Origin of the sequence: Paenisporosarcina sp. TG20, assembly GCF_000286315.1 — a bacterium.
GTDB lineage: Bacteria > Bacillota > Bacilli > Bacillales_A > Planococcaceae > Paenisporosarcina.
The window spans coordinates 1-15,596 of sequence record NZ_ALJG01000360.1; the positions used below are offsets into that span (position 1 = coordinate 1).

Annotated in this window: 15 protein-coding genes and 1 other annotated feature; all 15 genes read right to left on the reverse strand. The window is 35.8% G+C overall.

Annotation, left to right across the window (positions count from 1 at the left end):
• Window positions 1-87 precede the first annotated feature (87 nt).
• The 15 genes from B371_RS0119095 to mutM all read right to left on the reverse strand — a co-directional run bounded on the left by B371_RS0119095 (window position 88) and on the right by mutM (window position 15,585).
• Window positions 88-372, reverse strand: a complete 285-nt coding sequence (locus B371_RS0119095; RefSeq protein ID WP_019415928.1) for a DUF1294 domain-containing protein — start codon at window positions 370-372, stop codon at window positions 88-90.
• 57 nt (window positions 373-429) lie between these two features.
• Window positions 430-789, reverse strand: a complete 360-nt coding sequence (rplT, locus tag B371_RS0119100) for a 50S ribosomal protein L20 (protein WP_019415929.1) — start codon at window positions 787-789, stop codon at window positions 430-432.
• Between the two features lie 32 nt (window positions 790-821).
• Entirely contained in the window at window positions 822-1,022 is a 201-nt protein-coding gene (gene rpmI, locus B371_RS0119105; RefSeq protein ID WP_019415930.1) for a 50S ribosomal protein L35, read from the reverse strand.
• Window positions 1,023-1,052: 30 nt separating this feature from the next.
• Window positions 1,053-1,559: a translation initiation factor IF-3 gene (gene infC / locus B371_RS0119110; RefSeq protein WP_019415931.1), complete on the reverse strand. Its 507-nt coding sequence runs from the start codon at window positions 1,557-1,559 to the stop codon at window positions 1,053-1,055.
• A 101-nt stretch (window positions 1,560-1,660) separates the two neighbouring features.
• Window positions 1,661-1,809 (reverse strand) — a sequence feature (ribosomal protein L20 leader region).
• 59 nt (window positions 1,810-1,868) lie between these two features.
• On the reverse strand, window positions 1,869-3,794 hold the full coding sequence (thrS, locus tag B371_RS0119115; protein ID WP_019415932.1) for a threonine--tRNA ligase: 1,926 nt from the start codon (window positions 3,792-3,794) through the stop codon (window positions 1,869-1,871).
• Between the two features lie 409 nt (window positions 3,795-4,203).
• A complete protein-coding gene (locus B371_RS0119120; protein ID WP_019415933.1) occupies window positions 4,204-4,947 on the reverse strand; it encodes an ABC transporter ATP-binding protein in 744 nt (247 codons plus the stop codon).
• Between the two features lies 1 nt (window position 4,948).
• A complete protein-coding gene (locus B371_RS0119125) occupies window positions 4,949-6,577 on the reverse strand; it encodes an iron ABC transporter permease (protein WP_019415934.1) in 1,629 nt (542 codons plus the stop codon).
• A 156-nt stretch (window positions 6,578-6,733) separates the two neighbouring features.
• Window positions 6,734-7,837, reverse strand: a complete 1,104-nt coding sequence (locus B371_RS0119130; RefSeq protein WP_019415935.1) for a Fe(3+) ABC transporter substrate-binding protein — start codon at window positions 7,835-7,837, stop codon at window positions 6,734-6,736.
• A gap of 456 nt (window positions 7,838-8,293) precedes the next feature.
• Window positions 8,294-9,235, reverse strand: a complete 942-nt coding sequence (dnaI, locus tag B371_RS0119135) for a primosomal protein DnaI (RefSeq protein WP_019415936.1) — start codon at window positions 9,233-9,235, stop codon at window positions 8,294-8,296.
• Window positions 9,219-10,619 carry a replication initiation and membrane attachment family protein gene (locus B371_RS0119140; protein ID WP_019415937.1) on the reverse strand — a complete coding sequence of 467 codons (1,401 nt, stop codon included), beginning with the start codon at window positions 10,617-10,619 and terminating at the stop codon, window positions 9,219-9,221. The genes dnaI and B371_RS0119140 overlap by 17 nt, the downstream gene beginning before the upstream one ends.
• Before the next feature lie 22 nt (window positions 10,620-10,641).
• The gene (gene nrdR, locus B371_RS0119145; protein WP_019415938.1) at window positions 10,642-11,112 is read right to left on the reverse strand and encodes a transcriptional regulator NrdR; all 471 of its coding nucleotides are present in this window, start codon (window positions 11,110-11,112) and stop codon (window positions 10,642-10,644) included.
• Window positions 11,113-11,230: 118 nt separating this feature from the next.
• Window positions 11,231-11,614 carry an adenosylmethionine decarboxylase gene (gene speD, locus B371_RS0119150; protein WP_026023139.1) on the reverse strand — a complete coding sequence of 128 codons (384 nt, stop codon included), beginning with the start codon at window positions 11,612-11,614 and terminating at the stop codon, window positions 11,231-11,233.
• A 1,372-nt stretch (window positions 11,615-12,986) separates the two neighbouring features.
• A complete protein-coding gene (locus tag B371_RS0119160; RefSeq protein WP_019415941.1) occupies window positions 12,987-13,991 on the reverse strand; it encodes a glyceraldehyde-3-phosphate dehydrogenase in 1,005 nt (334 codons plus the stop codon).
• A gap of 115 nt (window positions 13,992-14,106) precedes the next feature.
• The gene (gene coaE / locus B371_RS0119165) at window positions 14,107-14,697 is read right to left on the reverse strand and encodes a dephospho-CoA kinase (RefSeq protein WP_019415942.1); all 591 of its coding nucleotides are present in this window, start codon (window positions 14,695-14,697) and stop codon (window positions 14,107-14,109) included.
• Window positions 14,698-14,712: 15 nt separating this feature from the next.
• Complete coding sequence (mutM, locus tag B371_RS0119170; protein ID WP_019415943.1) at window positions 14,713-15,585, reverse strand: bifunctional DNA-formamidopyrimidine glycosylase/DNA-(apurinic or apyrimidinic site) lyase; 873 nt, start codon at window positions 15,583-15,585, stop codon at window positions 14,713-14,715.
• Between the last annotated feature and the right edge of the window lie 11 nt (window positions 15,586-15,596).

Genomic DNA, 15,596 nt, shown 5'->3' on the forward strand with positions numbered 1-15,596 from the left:
TTATTATGAAATTGACTCACTTACAGGTTTTAAAAAAAAAAGTTTTCAGTTGCCTCGCACCACAAGACACACTAGGCACTTATGTAATTAAGAAAATTCTTGTAAATATGGAGTTGCCCACATGATTAAAACTATATGAGCTATGGCTAATAAGGTGAAGCCAATACGAAAGTTCATGTGTTTTGTTTTATGGCGAAAAATGATCATACCTAGATATGCTCCGAAGCCTCCGCCAAAAACAGCAAGTTTCCATAACGTACGTTCTGATACTCTAGGTTTACTAGCCTTTGCAGCTGCTTTATCATGGCGCATAATGAAAAAAGAAATGATTGACATGACAATAAAAAATGCGATGAAAATGTTATAAATCATAATGTCCTCCTAAAAAAAGACTGATGGAAAATCCATCAGTCTTTTGAATGTGCAAATTTAGTTTTTCATTGATTTTTTAGCAGAATCTGCTAATTGTGTGAATGAAGCTGCATCTGATACTGCTAGTTCAGCTAACATTTTACGGTTAACTTCTATTCCAGCTAATTTCAAACCGTGCATTAAACGGCTATAAGAAAGACCGTTCAAACGAGCTGCTGCATTGATACGTGTAATCCATAGTCTACGGAAGTTACGTTTTTTGTTACGACGGTCACGGTATGCATACATACCTGATTTCATAACTTGTTGGTTAGCTACTTTGTATAATATATGTTTTGCACCATAGAAACCTTTTGCTAATTTAATTACTTTTTTACGACGCTGACGCGTCACTGTTCCGCCTTTTACGCGTGGCATAACATTACCTCCTGCTGATTAATTTCGTTGTATTATTTCATGTAAGCGATAAGTGATTTGATACGTTTGTAATCTCCTGAAGAAACAAATCCGCCTTTACGTAACTTACGTTTAGCTTTAGTAGACTTGTTAGCGAATAAGTGACTGCGGTAAGCACTTGCACGTCTTATTTTTCCAGAACCAGTCTTTTTAAAACGCTTAGCTGCGCCGCGGTGAGTTTTCATTTTTGGCATGTCGAATTCCTCCTAAACTGTTCATCAATCTTACTGTTTTTCGTTCTTAGGTTGAAGAACCAAGAACATGCTACGGCCATCCATCTTAGGTCTTTGTTCAACCGTCGAAACTTCGGCACAAGCTTCTGCAAAGCGATCTAATACACGTTGACCTATTTCTTTGTGCGTGATGGCACGGCCCTTAAAACGAATAGATGCTTTGACTTTGTCGCCTTTTTCAAGGAATTTAATTGCATTACGCAATTTTGTTTGAAAATCATGTTCATCAATCGTTGGGCTCAATCGAACCTCTTTTAATATGATGATTTTTTGATTTTTACGAGTCTCACGATCTTTCTTTTGTTGCTCAAATTTGAATTTACCGTAGTCCATAATACGAGCAACTGGCGGTTTGGCTTGAGGAGCCACAAGAACAAGATCCAAATTAACAAGAGCGGCTATTTCCAACGCTTCAAAACGCGTTTTAACTCCTAATTGATCGCCATTTTGATCGATAATACGGAGTTCTCGAGCGCGAATTCCATCGTTCACATACATGTCTTTGCTAATAGTAATCCACCTCCAAGTAGTATCGCGAATACGTGGTTTGGGCATATCGTTTATCGAAGTACGGATAAATCGTTTACGCCGTTCCAGACCAATAAAAAAACGGGCGGACATTTGGATAAGATGTCCGCCCGCCGATATATGCAAGTACAAAACTGTACGTTACGTTCAATCGTGTGCCGACCTGTCAACAACTGTTAGCGTCAATCAGGTGAGAAGCGGGCAGCCTCTGCTTATACCACAAACTTTGTATTCATTAACCTTGATAATAATAACATATCAATTTTTAGTCGTCAACCACTATTTACTAATATCATGTTTAATTAGTGTTAAGAACTCATCAAAAGAAATACTTTCTGAATTCTGTTGTCCATATTTACGGACATTGACAAAACCAGCTTCTAACTCCTTATCGCCTAAAACAAGCATGTACGGAATTTTTTGCATTTGGGCTTCTCGAATTTTATACCCTAGTTTTTCTTCTCGATCATCCATATCGATACGTAATCCTTCTGCTTGTAATTTTTCGATAATGTCTTTTGCATAGTTAAAATGTGCTTCATTTGATACAGGAATCACTTGAACTTGAACAGGGGCTAACCAAGTTGGAAATGCTCCTTTATACTCCTCAATTAAAAAGGCTACAAAACGCTCCATTGTTGAAACAACTCCACGATGAATAACAACTGGGCGATGTTGTTTACCATCTTCACCGATGTACGATAGATCAAAACGTTCAGGTAATAAGAAGTCCAATTGAACAGTCGATAATGTCTCTTCTTTGCCTAAAGCAGTTTTCACCATCACATCTAACTTAGGACCGTAAAATGCAGCTTCACCTTCAGCTTCGAAATAATCTAAACCAAGCTCATCCATAGCTTCTTTTAGCATTGATTGTGCTTTGTTCCACATATCATCGTCGTCATAGTACTTTTCTTTATCCTCAGGATCTCGGTAAGAAACACGGAATGTATAGTTATTTAAATCAAAGTCTTTATATACACCAATAATTAATTGAACAACCTTTTTGAATTCATCTTTAATTTGGTCTGGACGAACAAATATGTGAGCATCATTTAACGTCATTCCTCGAACGCGTTGAAGACCAGTTAGTGCACCAGACATTTCATAACGGTGCATAGTGCCAAGTTCCGCAATTCGCATTGGTAAATTACGATATGAATGAATCCCGTTCTTGAAAATCATCATATGGTGCGGACAGTTCATGGGACGAAGAACTAAGTCTTCATTGTCCATACTCATTACTGGGAACATATTTTCTTGATAGTGATCCCAATGTCCGCTTGTTTTGTATAATTCTACACTTCCTAAAACAGGTGTATACACGTGTTCGTAGCCCATCTTCACTTCCTTATCGACTATATAACGTTCGATAATACGACGAATAGTTGCACCCTTTGGTAACCACATTGGTAAGCCTTGACCGACTTTTTGTGAGTTCATAAATAAATCAAGTTCTTTTCCTATTTTACGGTGATCACGTTCTTTTGCTTCTTCTAGCATCTTCAAATGTGCCGCAAGTTCTTCCTTTGTAAAGAATGCAGTTCCATATATACGTTGTAACATCTTATTGTCACTATTTCCACGCCAATATGCTCCAGCTACACTAAGTAATTTAAATTCTTTTAGCTTGCCTGTTGAAGGTACGTGTACACCACGACAAAGGTCGAAAAACTCACCTTGTTCGTAAATTGATACTTGATCATCTTCTGGGATAGCTTCTAATAATTCAACTTTATATTCATCATCTTTAAACTTATCAAACGCTTTAGAACGAGACACATTATGACGTACAATATTAATGTTTTCGTTAATAATTTTTTTCATTTCTTTTTCAATTACTAATAAATCTTCTTTTGTAATTGGTTCATTCGAGTCTATATCATAGTAAAAACCATTTTCAATAACTGGACCAACGCCTAGTTTTGCATCTTTATAAATACGTTTTACAGCTTGAGCTAGTAAATGTGCTGTACTATGTCGTAACACTTCTAATGCATCATCTGAACCAGGAGTGACTATTGCTATATCTCCGTCTTGCTCAAGTGGTGCTTTTAAATCTACCAGTTGGTTATTTAATTTGCCCGCTAACGCTTTTTTACGAAGGCCAGGACTAATCGATGCTGCTACATCTTCAATTGTTGTGCCTTTCTGAAATTCCTTTACCGCACCATCTGGAAACTTTAGTTGAATTGTTTCTGACATGTTGAACACTCCTTTTTTCTTATTGTTCCAAAAGCATTTTAGAAAGACCTGAACCGATAGATTTTTCTACAATTGCTTTGAACTCTGATTTTAAAAATGAACACAAAAAAACCCCGTCCTATGAAAGGGACGAGGTTTGAGTTCGTGGTTCCACCCTTCTTCCTTCTCTTCAGTTCAAGACTAAAAAGATGAAGCTTTGAGTCGACTAACAGGCCGTTACCGTCAACAGCTACTTCTAATGTTCACTGTTGCTGCTCCGAGGTGGTAAAAGACTATCGTACTTAGGAATCTTTCAGCCGTGGATTCCCTCTCTAAAAAGTCGTACAGACATTTGTTGTCCTCTTCATAGCATTTCATTATTCTTATGTTGATATTTTACTCTTGCATGCAAGCAATTGCAACTTTTAATTTAAACACTTACTAAATCTTTTGGTTCCATCACAGGTATAACTGTTGGAGCTGGTTGAGGCTGGGTTCCAAGCAAATCACAAGGACTTCCAATTACATCTATGCAACCATCTTTCAGTTTAACGATACGATCTGCTAATGCATGTGCATCATCTTCATCATGTGTCACAAAAATGGACGTGATGTTTGCTTTTTTTAAAATCTCACGTAAATCTTTACGGATTTTTACTTGTAGTTCTGCATCTAGATTACTAAAAGGTTCATCTAATAATATTAAGTGTGGATTCGGTGCAATTGCTCTAGCAATTGCTACACGTTGTTGTTGGCCACCACTTAATTGATGTGGATAACGCTTTTCATAATCTTGGAGTTCAACTAATTCCAAAACTTCTTTAAGTCGTTTTTTCTTTTGTGCTTTTTTTAATTGAAATAAACCAAACCGGATATTTTCGCCAACCGTCATATGAGGAAACAATGCATAATCTTGAAAAACCATACCAATTCCTCTTTTTTCAGGTTGTAAAAAAGTCTTATTATCAAAAATCACTTTTTCTTGTATAGTCAATGAACCTTGTGTTGGTTTTTCGAGTCCAGCAAGGAGACGTAAAATAGTACTTTTCCCACTACCACTTCGCCCTAATATTGAAATCACTTCCCCTTTTTCAATAGTCATAGAAAACTGGTCAAGTGCTGCGTAGTCTGTATTAGGATACGAAAAACAAACATTTTGAATGGAAATAAACATATTAATTTGGCTCCTTTTCTAGAAACTTGTAGAAAATAACAATGGCCAAGGCACTAATAGCAACAATTAATAACGAAGCTTGAGAAGCTTCCATAATTTTTTCATCACTTGCATATTGGAATGCTTTCGTCGAAAGTGTATCAAAGTTGAATGGTCGTAAAATTAATGTTAATGGAATTTCTTTTAAAACATCTATAAAAACTAAAATAAATCCACTAATGATGGCACCTTTCAACATGGGTAAATCCACTTTGAAAAATGTTTTTGTAAGTCCAACACCAAGAAGTCTTGAGGCGTCCCTAAAATCTGTTCCAATTTTATCATATCCAGATTCAATGGCATTATAACCAATTGCAAAGAATCTTATAATATAAGCGGAAATTAACATGATTAAACTTACGCTTAACACAAGGGTTGTATTAATGCCTAAGAATTGATATAAAGGTCCTAAAAATCGATCAAGTCCGATAAATGCAGTGACAACCGCCACAGCGATGACCGCTCCGGGTATAGAATAACCGAGAATCGATAGTTTAGGCAATAATTTCGCTGTTTTCCCATAGACTAAGCGACTAAAATTCCCAACTATTACAGCGAATAAAATAATAAATGTTGCACTCAATCCTGCAACCATTATTGAATTTGATACATAGCTTAAGTATTGACTAATTGGAATTGTACCAAACGTTAAGATTGTCCAATCGACAAGTTGAGCTATTGGAATAAAGAAACCTAAACTTAATATGGTCAAACCGTAACCCGTTGCTATTCTTGCTTTCCATCCCTTTAAACTAATAAGAGGTAGCGGTCGAACTTTGGTCGTAGAATAGCTATATTGACGTCTTCCTCGTAATAGCTTTTCAATCATTAATATTAAAATCACAAACCCCATCAGTGATGCGGCAAGTTTAATTGATGATTCAATATCACCTAAACCAAACCAAGTTTGAAAAATTGCCGTAGTAAATGTTTGAATGCCGTAATACTTAACAACACCATAATCATTTAACACCTCCAGCACAACTAAACTTGCTCCACCAATAATGGCAACCCTTGAAATCGGAATAACTACTTGGAAGAATGTACCCCAAGGACCTTTCCCCAACATACGAGCACTTTCAATTAATGAAGCAGATTGCTGAGATAAGAAAATACGCGTAATCGTATATACATAGGGATATAAAAACAAAGTATAGATGAAAATTGCTCCACCCAAATTCATGATATCAAAAAATGAGTGATTCACCTCTATACCCAATCGGCGAAGTGTGGTTTGTATGACACCGGTATAATTAACAATGCCATGATATGTATATGCACCTATAAATGGTGGTATGGATAGTGGCAGTATGAGCGCCCACTTTAAAAAACCTCTTAAAGGAAATTGGTATTGTGCGATAAGCCAAGCTAAGCTTAAACCTATAATAATGGTTAAAGTAGCTGTTGTACTAACAAGTATAAGAGACGTCTTTATAAAAGAACCTAGGACAAATTCTTTCATATGTGCCCAATTTTCGTTAGTTGGTGTAAAGATACCCATTACAATTGTTAAGTTTGGCAAAAATAATAGAATCATAATGACTGTAGCTGATACAGTCCACGCATTTACATTTGCTAATTTTCTTTGCACGTTTCTATACACCTCTTATCTATAGCAAAACACAGCTTGCACCCTGTAGATGGTGCAAGCGTATGTTTTTTGAACTGATTTCCGGAAATTCTTAATTGGGAATAAGCGCAAGAAATCCCTTGGTACGAAAATCCGCACCAAGGGCATTTAAATTAATTATTTCCAACCGACTTCATTGAAAATTAAGATTGATTTTGCATTGTTATCACCTAGAGCAGATAACGATATATTTTGTTCTTTAAATTCGCCCCATGATTGAAGTAATTCAGTAGATTCGACTGAATCATTTACTGGATATTCATAGTTTGCTTCTGCAAATGTTGTTTGTGATTCAGGAGCAGATAAAAACTCAAGAAGCTTTATTGCATTGTCTTTATTTTTAGATGCTTTTACAACTCCTGCACCACTTACGTTTACGTGTGTACCTGTTGTTTCTTGGTTAGGGAAGAATACGCCTAATCCTTCAGCAACTTTTACTTCCTCAGCATCTTCAGAGTTTAACATTTGACCAAGGTAATACGTATTCATAATTGCAACGTCACCGATTCCAGCTGCAATTGCTTTCGCTTGATCTCGGTCTCCGCCTTCAGGGTCACGTGCTAAGTTTGATACTATACCTGCAGCCCACTCTTTTGCTTGTTCTTCACCATTAATTTCAATAAAAGAAGCTAACAAAGATTGATTATACACGTTTTCTCCACTTCTAATCAATACACGGCCTTTCCATTCTTCTTCAGTTAATGCTTCATAAGTTGATAAATCTTCTGGTTTAACGTTTTCTTTGTTATAAACAATCACTCGAGCACGTTTTGTTAAGCCATACCACATTTGATCTTTATCTTGGAAGTTAGCTGGTACTTGCTCGTCTAATAGATCACTTGAAACTGCTTGTAGTAACCCTTCATCTTTAGCGCGGAACAAACGTCCAGCATCAGCCGTTAGGAATAAATCAGCTTCTGTTGCATCACCTTCACGTTTAATTCGTTCAAGTAATTCGTCAGCTTCACCCTTAATAACATTTACTTTAATTCCTGTTTCTTCTTCAAATTTAGCATAAAGTGTATCGTCAACATCATAGTGACGTGCTGTATATAGGTTTATCTCTTTGCTATCTGTTGTTTCTGTTGTTTCTGTTGTTTCTGTTGTTTCTGTTGATTTTGTTGTTTCATTGTTCGATGTGGTGTTAGTGGTTGTGCCGTTTCCACATGCAGATAAAACTAGTAAAACAAAAGCTAAAACTAAATATATTGCTTTTTTCAATGTATTTCTCTCCCTTAGATATGTAGTAAATCGTTATTGAAAACGATTCTCAATCTCAATTATAAATATATAATTGAGAATGTCAACCACTTTACTTGCATTTTGTTTATTTTTAGTCCGTTGTGTGATAACTTCTATTATTTCCGGCTTTTTATTTGGTATCTTTTATTTCATTTACTTTTGGTTTTGTAACTAAATACTATTCTTAAGGTGACCTTTTTAACTGAAATTATCCCCACATTTCATGAACATCGCATCAGGATAGAAATTATTCACTTCATACTCAATGTCAACCCTGATCTGAATGGTATCACAAGTTAGTTGTTCTATTTAAAACAATTTTTTGACCTGTTTAAACTACTCTACATACTAAAATTTTTTTCAAACAAAAACTACCTGACCATACTAGTCAAGGTAGTCATAAATAAATTAATCTATAAAATTGATGCTGTTGTATTAGCCATCTCTCCTATTTTTTCCACTCAACCGCATTGGAATAGTTATTGAACGTATTCGTTCCATAATACGAGCGGCTTTTACAAGCTCTCGTTCTCCTTTACTTGAATAAGCTAAATGTTCTTCTAATCCATCGTAATCGAAGTTCGAAGTAATAAATGTCGGCAAATTCTCTGCCATTCTGTAATGTAATACGGTCCCTAATATCTCATCGCGAGTCCATGTTGACAATGTTTCAGCACCCAAATCATCGAGCATTAGTACAGGTGCTTTTTTCACGTAATCGACTTTCTCTTGAAGGGATTGATCTTGAATTGCATGTTTCATTTCGCGTAAAAATTCTGGAACATATACTAGTACCGTTTTGATTTTTTCTTCTGCAAGCTCATTGGCAAGTGCACCTAATACATAGGATTTCCCTACTCCAAACTCTCCATAAATATAAAATCCTTTAGCAGGCAATTTACCAGTTGTTTTTACTTCTTCCATAAAAGTATTCGCAGCAGTTCCAAGATTAATTCGAGTATTGTGATCATATATAACTGTTGATAGTCTTGCTTTTAGTACGTCTTTTGGCATATGCATACTTGAGATCATTGCAGACACTTCTCGGCGCTCGTCTTCAACTATTTTTTGTCGACAACGTGCATAATCAAGCTCAATAAATCCACGAATCATCGTCAATTGAGGAACAAAACCTTTCATTAAGTTTTGACAGTTTGCGACGTTTTCACATGTTTCACAATCATGATTTTGTGTTGTATACTCATATAATTTTACAAGACCCCGATCAACAACTTCTTTGTTAACAGAATCTGCATTTTCAGCTAAGAATGATTGAACTCCAGTATCTTCAAGAATTTCATTTTTCATTTTTTCATAACGCTCAGAGAATGCAGATGCATTCACTACACGTTTTAATGTTTCACTTATTGGTTCCACTAGTTTTCGCCTGCCCCTCTGTTACGCCGAGTTTTTCAAGTAACTGCTGTTTTTTAACTTCCCAATCTTCCGTTACTTCATTCTCAACAGATTGTTTTGTTGACCGTGTTTCTTTTGCTTTGTAAAACCACTCCGGTACTTTTTCATCACGTGTATTTTTACGCTTATAAGGTGCTGCTGTTTTTGGTTTATTTTGCCACTCAATATATTGATCATGTTCTTTTCTTGAAATAATTATGGCTTGCTCAGCAGTTTGAACATTTTCTCTTTGCCAATGCGCTGCAATTTTATGAACATAGTTTTTATTTAATTTCATTTTAGCGCGAATTAGTACAAATTGTAGCAGTACATTCACAACAGCTGGGGTAAATCCATATTTAAAAATAAGTTCGTTTGCTAAATCTACTTCTACCGGTAGTGGTTCCTTATCGTTTGATAAGTCTCTTAACACTTGTAAAGGTGGGGTCTCTTCTAAGTATTTTATTAGTAATTGATCCTTAGAAACTTTAACTTCTTGAGAATTCACTTCATTTTGCTGACCTGAATTTTGAGTAAGTCTTGGTGGTTTTGAAGAAATGGACAGTTTGTAATAATCGGAAGCCGTCTTTTTCAGTCGCTCATCAGTAATTCGATTTTGATCATCAATAGCCATCATCAAAACTTTTTGCATGTCAATTGGACTTAGCGAATAAAGAAATGCAACCTTTGCTATCATCTCTTTAACAGGTAACGTGAGTATATTAGAAGGAATCATTACCTCAGATAATCCTGATTTTAATAAGTCAAAATCGAAATTCATTGAATAAAATGGCAACTTTTCTGGACGATGTGATTGATCATCAATTTGAGTACTATCAAAAATATGCCCTAGTTTTGTGTAGTCATGATTGCTTTTAAAAACATCTTGCAGGTCTCTCGAAACGTTTTCGTACTCACTCTGTAAAGCTTGTTTTTTTACAAATCGCTCTCTGACACGGAGATATGCTTTCTCATGGATAACACTGTATAATGAAGTAGCTAAAATAGGTTCACTAAAAAAAGAAGAAGCATCTAGTGGAGCGATGACTTCGTAAATAAACATCCGTCTATCTTGATAATCTTTTTTCCATGTTTTCATCAATCCAATAGCTTCGAGAGCTACACGTGCATCAAAGATTTTCTTAAGTGACATATTTAAAATATCCATTAAATAATAGTGTGTCATTTGTTCAGTTATATGGCCTTCAGATTCTGCCCATAACGTATAGTATAGGCTCATCGCATCTGAACCAATAATTGGTTTATACAACATTGTGACAAGTTGACGATCTGTGTCAGCAAGCGGATATGGCATTTGGATGATGAAACTATCTACTGGTTGAAGTTCTTTAAATAAAAATTGCATTGTAACATCGCCATCCTGTTCCTTACTTGTTGTCTACTGAATTCTTCTTTAATAATTCTTTTAATTCATCTATAAATACATTGACATCTTTAAATTGGCGGTAAACTGAAACGAATCGTACATATGCCACTTCATCAATCTTCGCCAAACGATCCATGACCGTTTCACCAACATTTTCAGATTTAACTTCTGAATTGCCTAGACGTCGTATATCTTTTTCAATTGAGAATACAATTTCTTCAAGTACACCTAGTGATATCGGACGTTTCTCACAAGCTCGAAGAAGCCCTCGCAATATTTTTTCATGACTAAATTCTTCACGTGATCCATCTTTTTTCACCACAATTAGCGGCATTTCTTCAACTTTTTCAAATGTAGTAAAACGATTACCACATTCTTCACATTCTCTTCTTCTGCGAATTGATTTATGGTCGTCAACGGGTCTAGAATCGACAACCCGTGTTCCATTATATTGACAAGCTGGACATCTCATAGTTTTATCTCCTGAACTTCGATTCGTTTTTTATCTTCCTATTATAACAAAAAAAGAACATAAAATCGAAAAAGCAGAGGAATATCTCCCTCTGCTTACTCAAATTTCAATTTAGTTGTTATGCATGTGCCGTTACAAGTGGTTTTTTTACTGTAACAGGACCCATACCACGAGAAATTTCAGTCATTTCACGAGTTTGTGATCCAAGAGCATCTGCAATATATTTAGCAGCAATTGTAGGATCTATTTCACCACAGGTATATACATCGATACTTGCGTAACCGTGTTCTGGAAAGCTGTGAATAGTTAGATGTGATTCTGAGATGATTACAACTCCACTTACACCTTGTGGTGCAAATTTGTGGAATACTACTTCACGAACTTCTGCTCCAGATTTAAGTGCTGCCTCAACAAATGTACGCTCGATAAAGTTTATATCGTTTAATTTGTCGAATTCACATTCCCAAAGTTCTGCAATTACATGACGCCCTATTGTCTCCATTGTTTGCATGGTTTGTTTCCCCCTTTTAATTGAATTTAAGAAATTTCAAGAATTTCTTAAAGTCGACTACCACGGGGGAAAGTTAGTCCAAAGAGATCCTAACCCTTTAAGTAGTCAGTGCGCAAATTTAAAGTACACGAATCACATTATAAGATGAATTCAATAAAAATGCAAGAGTTTCATTTTTTAAAAAAGCTGATGTCTTTTTTGTAGTGCTACTAAAACATATATACTTGAGAAAAACCGGGCATAGTGTGCCCGGTCTTAATAAGCATTTACTAATGATTTAAGTATCAGCTTAAGGAATAAGATAGCCTTCTATTTAAATCTAGTGATTTCCGTTATATGCGGACGCTTTCCGCGGGTGGTCCGTGAACCTCCTCATCCCAAGCTCCGAGGCTACTGAAAAAGTCTTACCAGTATAGTCAAGATTAATTTTTCCCTATAATACCCGCTTCAGCGCTTTGTGGATGCCTCCCGCGAGTAGCCAGGCAGAAGATCACTGCCAGTCTTCTCGCTTCGGCTACCACTTGAAATGCGCCTACGCTGGTTCTGCCTAACCATATGGAAGACATCTAATACAGTACAGTGTATACAAAATACTAGCGATCTTTTCCTTGAATTATTGAGGATAGGATCGCTAGTTTTTTATAATTACACACTGTTTCGCCTGGGGTTTCTGGAACGTTTGTAAATTATAAAGACAATTAAAGGTGTCTTTTCAAATGTTTTTTAGAAATTTCCACAAAAAATGAAGAAAATGCATTATCTTGCCAGTAAATTAATAATGTTCGGTGCTTTTATACTGGAAATTCTGTTGAGCAAATGCTCAGTTGGAAAATTTGGTACCCAAGTTGGAAAAATGGACAGCCAAGTTGGAATTTTGGGACTCCAAGTTGGAAAAATCACGTTCCAAGTTGGAATAGAGAAAATATGGAAATTGAATTGAAGAAGACTTCAACTATATAAAGAAAGAGGAGCCTATCCTCAATAAAAATTGAGAATAAGCTCGCTCTATTTGATTGTAGAAACTTTTTCAGTGGTCTCGCAAGCTCCTGCGGGGTCTCACTTGGACTCGCTTTCCTGCTGGAGCATCGCCTTTCACTACAATCATTCACCCAGCTTGGAAATTCTTCTTTTTCAATTAAATAAGTTATAAACTTCTATAATTAGATGATCAAAAGTCAACTAACATGAGAAAAACCGTTAAGCGAGAGTATCACCTCAATGTCAATGTTAATCTCCATTATCTATTTTCTCTTCTACCTAAAAAAACTCCTTACTGCTTTAAATTTAAGGCAGTAAGGAGTTTTAAAATCATTTTAAAGAAGTGTGGCAGCTAATAAAGAGGAGTTTTTTGAAAACCTATTCTTTAAAGTAGAGAACCAACTTTTTTCGTTAAATCTACTACTCGAGCTGAGTAACCCCATTCATTATCATACCAAGCGAGAACTTTTACTTTACGTTTCCCCATTACAATTGTCGTTAAACCGTCAATAATTGCAGAGTGTGGATTTGAGCTGAAATCAACTGATACTAATGGTTCTGTAGTAAACCCAAGTATGCCTTTCATTGATCCTTTTGAAGCATCCATAAATGCTGCATTTACTTCTTCCACTGTAACATCAGTGTTCAAGTCGACGACAAGGTCAATTAATGAAACGTTTGGTGTAGGTACTCGTAATGCGAGACCATGTAACTTTCCTTTTAACTCAGGTAAAACTTCTGCTATTGATTTTGCAGCTCCTGTTGAAGTAGGAATAATCGATAGTGCGCAAGCTCTAGCACGACGTAAATCTTTATGTGGATTATCAAGATTATTTTGATCATTAGTATATGAATGTACTGTTGTCATTAAACCATTATCAATGCCAAATGTATCATTCAACACTTTAGCTACTGGTGCTAAACAGTTAGTTGTACAACTTGAATTCGAAATAACATCATGTTCATTAATGTTTAATTGATCTTCATTTACTCCCATAACAATCGTAACGTCTTCATTTTTTCCAGGTGCTGTTAAAATAACCTTCTTGGCACCTGCTTGTAAATGTAGTGCAGCTCTTTCACGTTCATTAAATTTCCCAGTTGCTTCAATGACAATATCAATGTTCATTTCTTTCCATGGTAACTTCAACGGGTCACGATCGTTCACTAGTTGAATGCGCTTACCATTTACGATTAAAGCCTTCTCTTCGACAACAACATCCCCATAAAATGCTCCGTGATTTGTGTCATACTTAATTAAATGTGCTAGCGTTTCTGGTGGATAAGTTGCATTAATTGCCACTACGTTTAGATCATCTTGAAGAATTGCCTGTCGAAAAACCATACGCCCTATACGACCAAAACCATTAATTGCTATAGAAGCTGTCATAAAAAATCCTCCTACAAATATGTTATACTGTTGCACAAAATCCTTTAATTAGTATAGCACATTTTTTTCAGAAAAACGGGATATAGAAATGTTCTATTTTTCAGAAATCGGGACATTAAACGTCCCACTCTTCTAGTATACGCATTAATTGATCCTTTGACTTCTGGATAGATTCATTATTATAAATGATGGCATCTGCACCTTTTTCTTTTTCTGAAATTGGCAATTGTGTCTGTATTCTAGATTTTGCTTCTTCTATTGATAATGAATTCCGTTTCATTAGTCGTTGGAGTTGTATTTCCTCAGTAACTGAAACCACCAGTATTTTATCCACAAAATGTTGGAGTTTACTTTCAAACAGTAAGGGGATATCCATTACCATATCCTTTTCTCCACTTTGCAAAATTTCATCACGCATTCGTAACATTTCAGTACGGATAGCCGGATGTATCAATTCATTTAATTGTTTCCTTATTTTGGGGTTATGAAAAATAAGATTGCCCAGAGACTCTCGATTCAAAGTTCCGTCAGAATTAATCACTTCATGTCCAAATACTCGCTCAATCTCTTGTAAAGTTTTAGTCCCGGGTTCAACGACTGATCGTGCAACCAAATCTGCATCAATGATTGGAAAACCCATTTCTTTTAACATAGCTGAAATTGTACTTTTACCACTCGCTATACTTCCTGTTAAGCCAATAATCATCTACTGATCATCCTTTTATTTTTGACATGAAGGACAATACCAAGAGTTTCGTCCCCCAAGTACAAGTTGTTTTGTCGGGATACTACAGACCGGACATTGTTTCTTACCGTACATTTGCAAGCGATCTTGCATACCACCCGCTTCGCCGTTGATGTTTCGATAGTCTGAGATAGAGCTGCCTCCTGCTAAAATACTTTCATTTAGCACATCTACTACTTTATGAAAAAGTGCTATAAGGCGTTTTTGGCTAATACGCTTCACTTTTCTCGCTGGGTGAATATGCATATTATATAAAGCTTCCGTAGCATATATATTGCCACATCCAGAAATCACTTGCCCATCCATAATAGTTTCTTTAATAGATTTATTTTGGTATTTCGGAAGATTTGCCATATCTAGAAAATTATTCAATGCAGGTTCATCAAAAGGTTCAGGAGCCATTAATAATAATGGGGGAAATTGTTCTTCTGATTGAAGTAAACGCATTTCACCAAATCGTCTAATATCCGTATAAACCAATAGCATATCGTCATTTAATTTAAATATGACATGTATATGTTTTCTATATTTCTCTTCAGAAATTTCGTGAGTTTCGTGAACATAAAACCAAGCACCAGTCATTCCTAAATGTGTTACCAATAAAATACTTTGTTGATCTTTTTCAAGGTAAAAGTAAATATATTTAGATCGCCTTACAATTTGAATAATTTTCGCATCTTCTAGTGCTTCCTTGAAATGTATGAGTTCGGTTCCTTTTATGATAGCTTGTTTCCCTGCTTGACGAGACGTTTCTAATACAGAAGAAATCGTAACAAGTTTAATTGTCTTTCCAGTAGCTACAGGTTTGAGGGAGTTTACAACCCCCTCGACTTCTGGTAATTCAGGCACAGTTTTGCCCC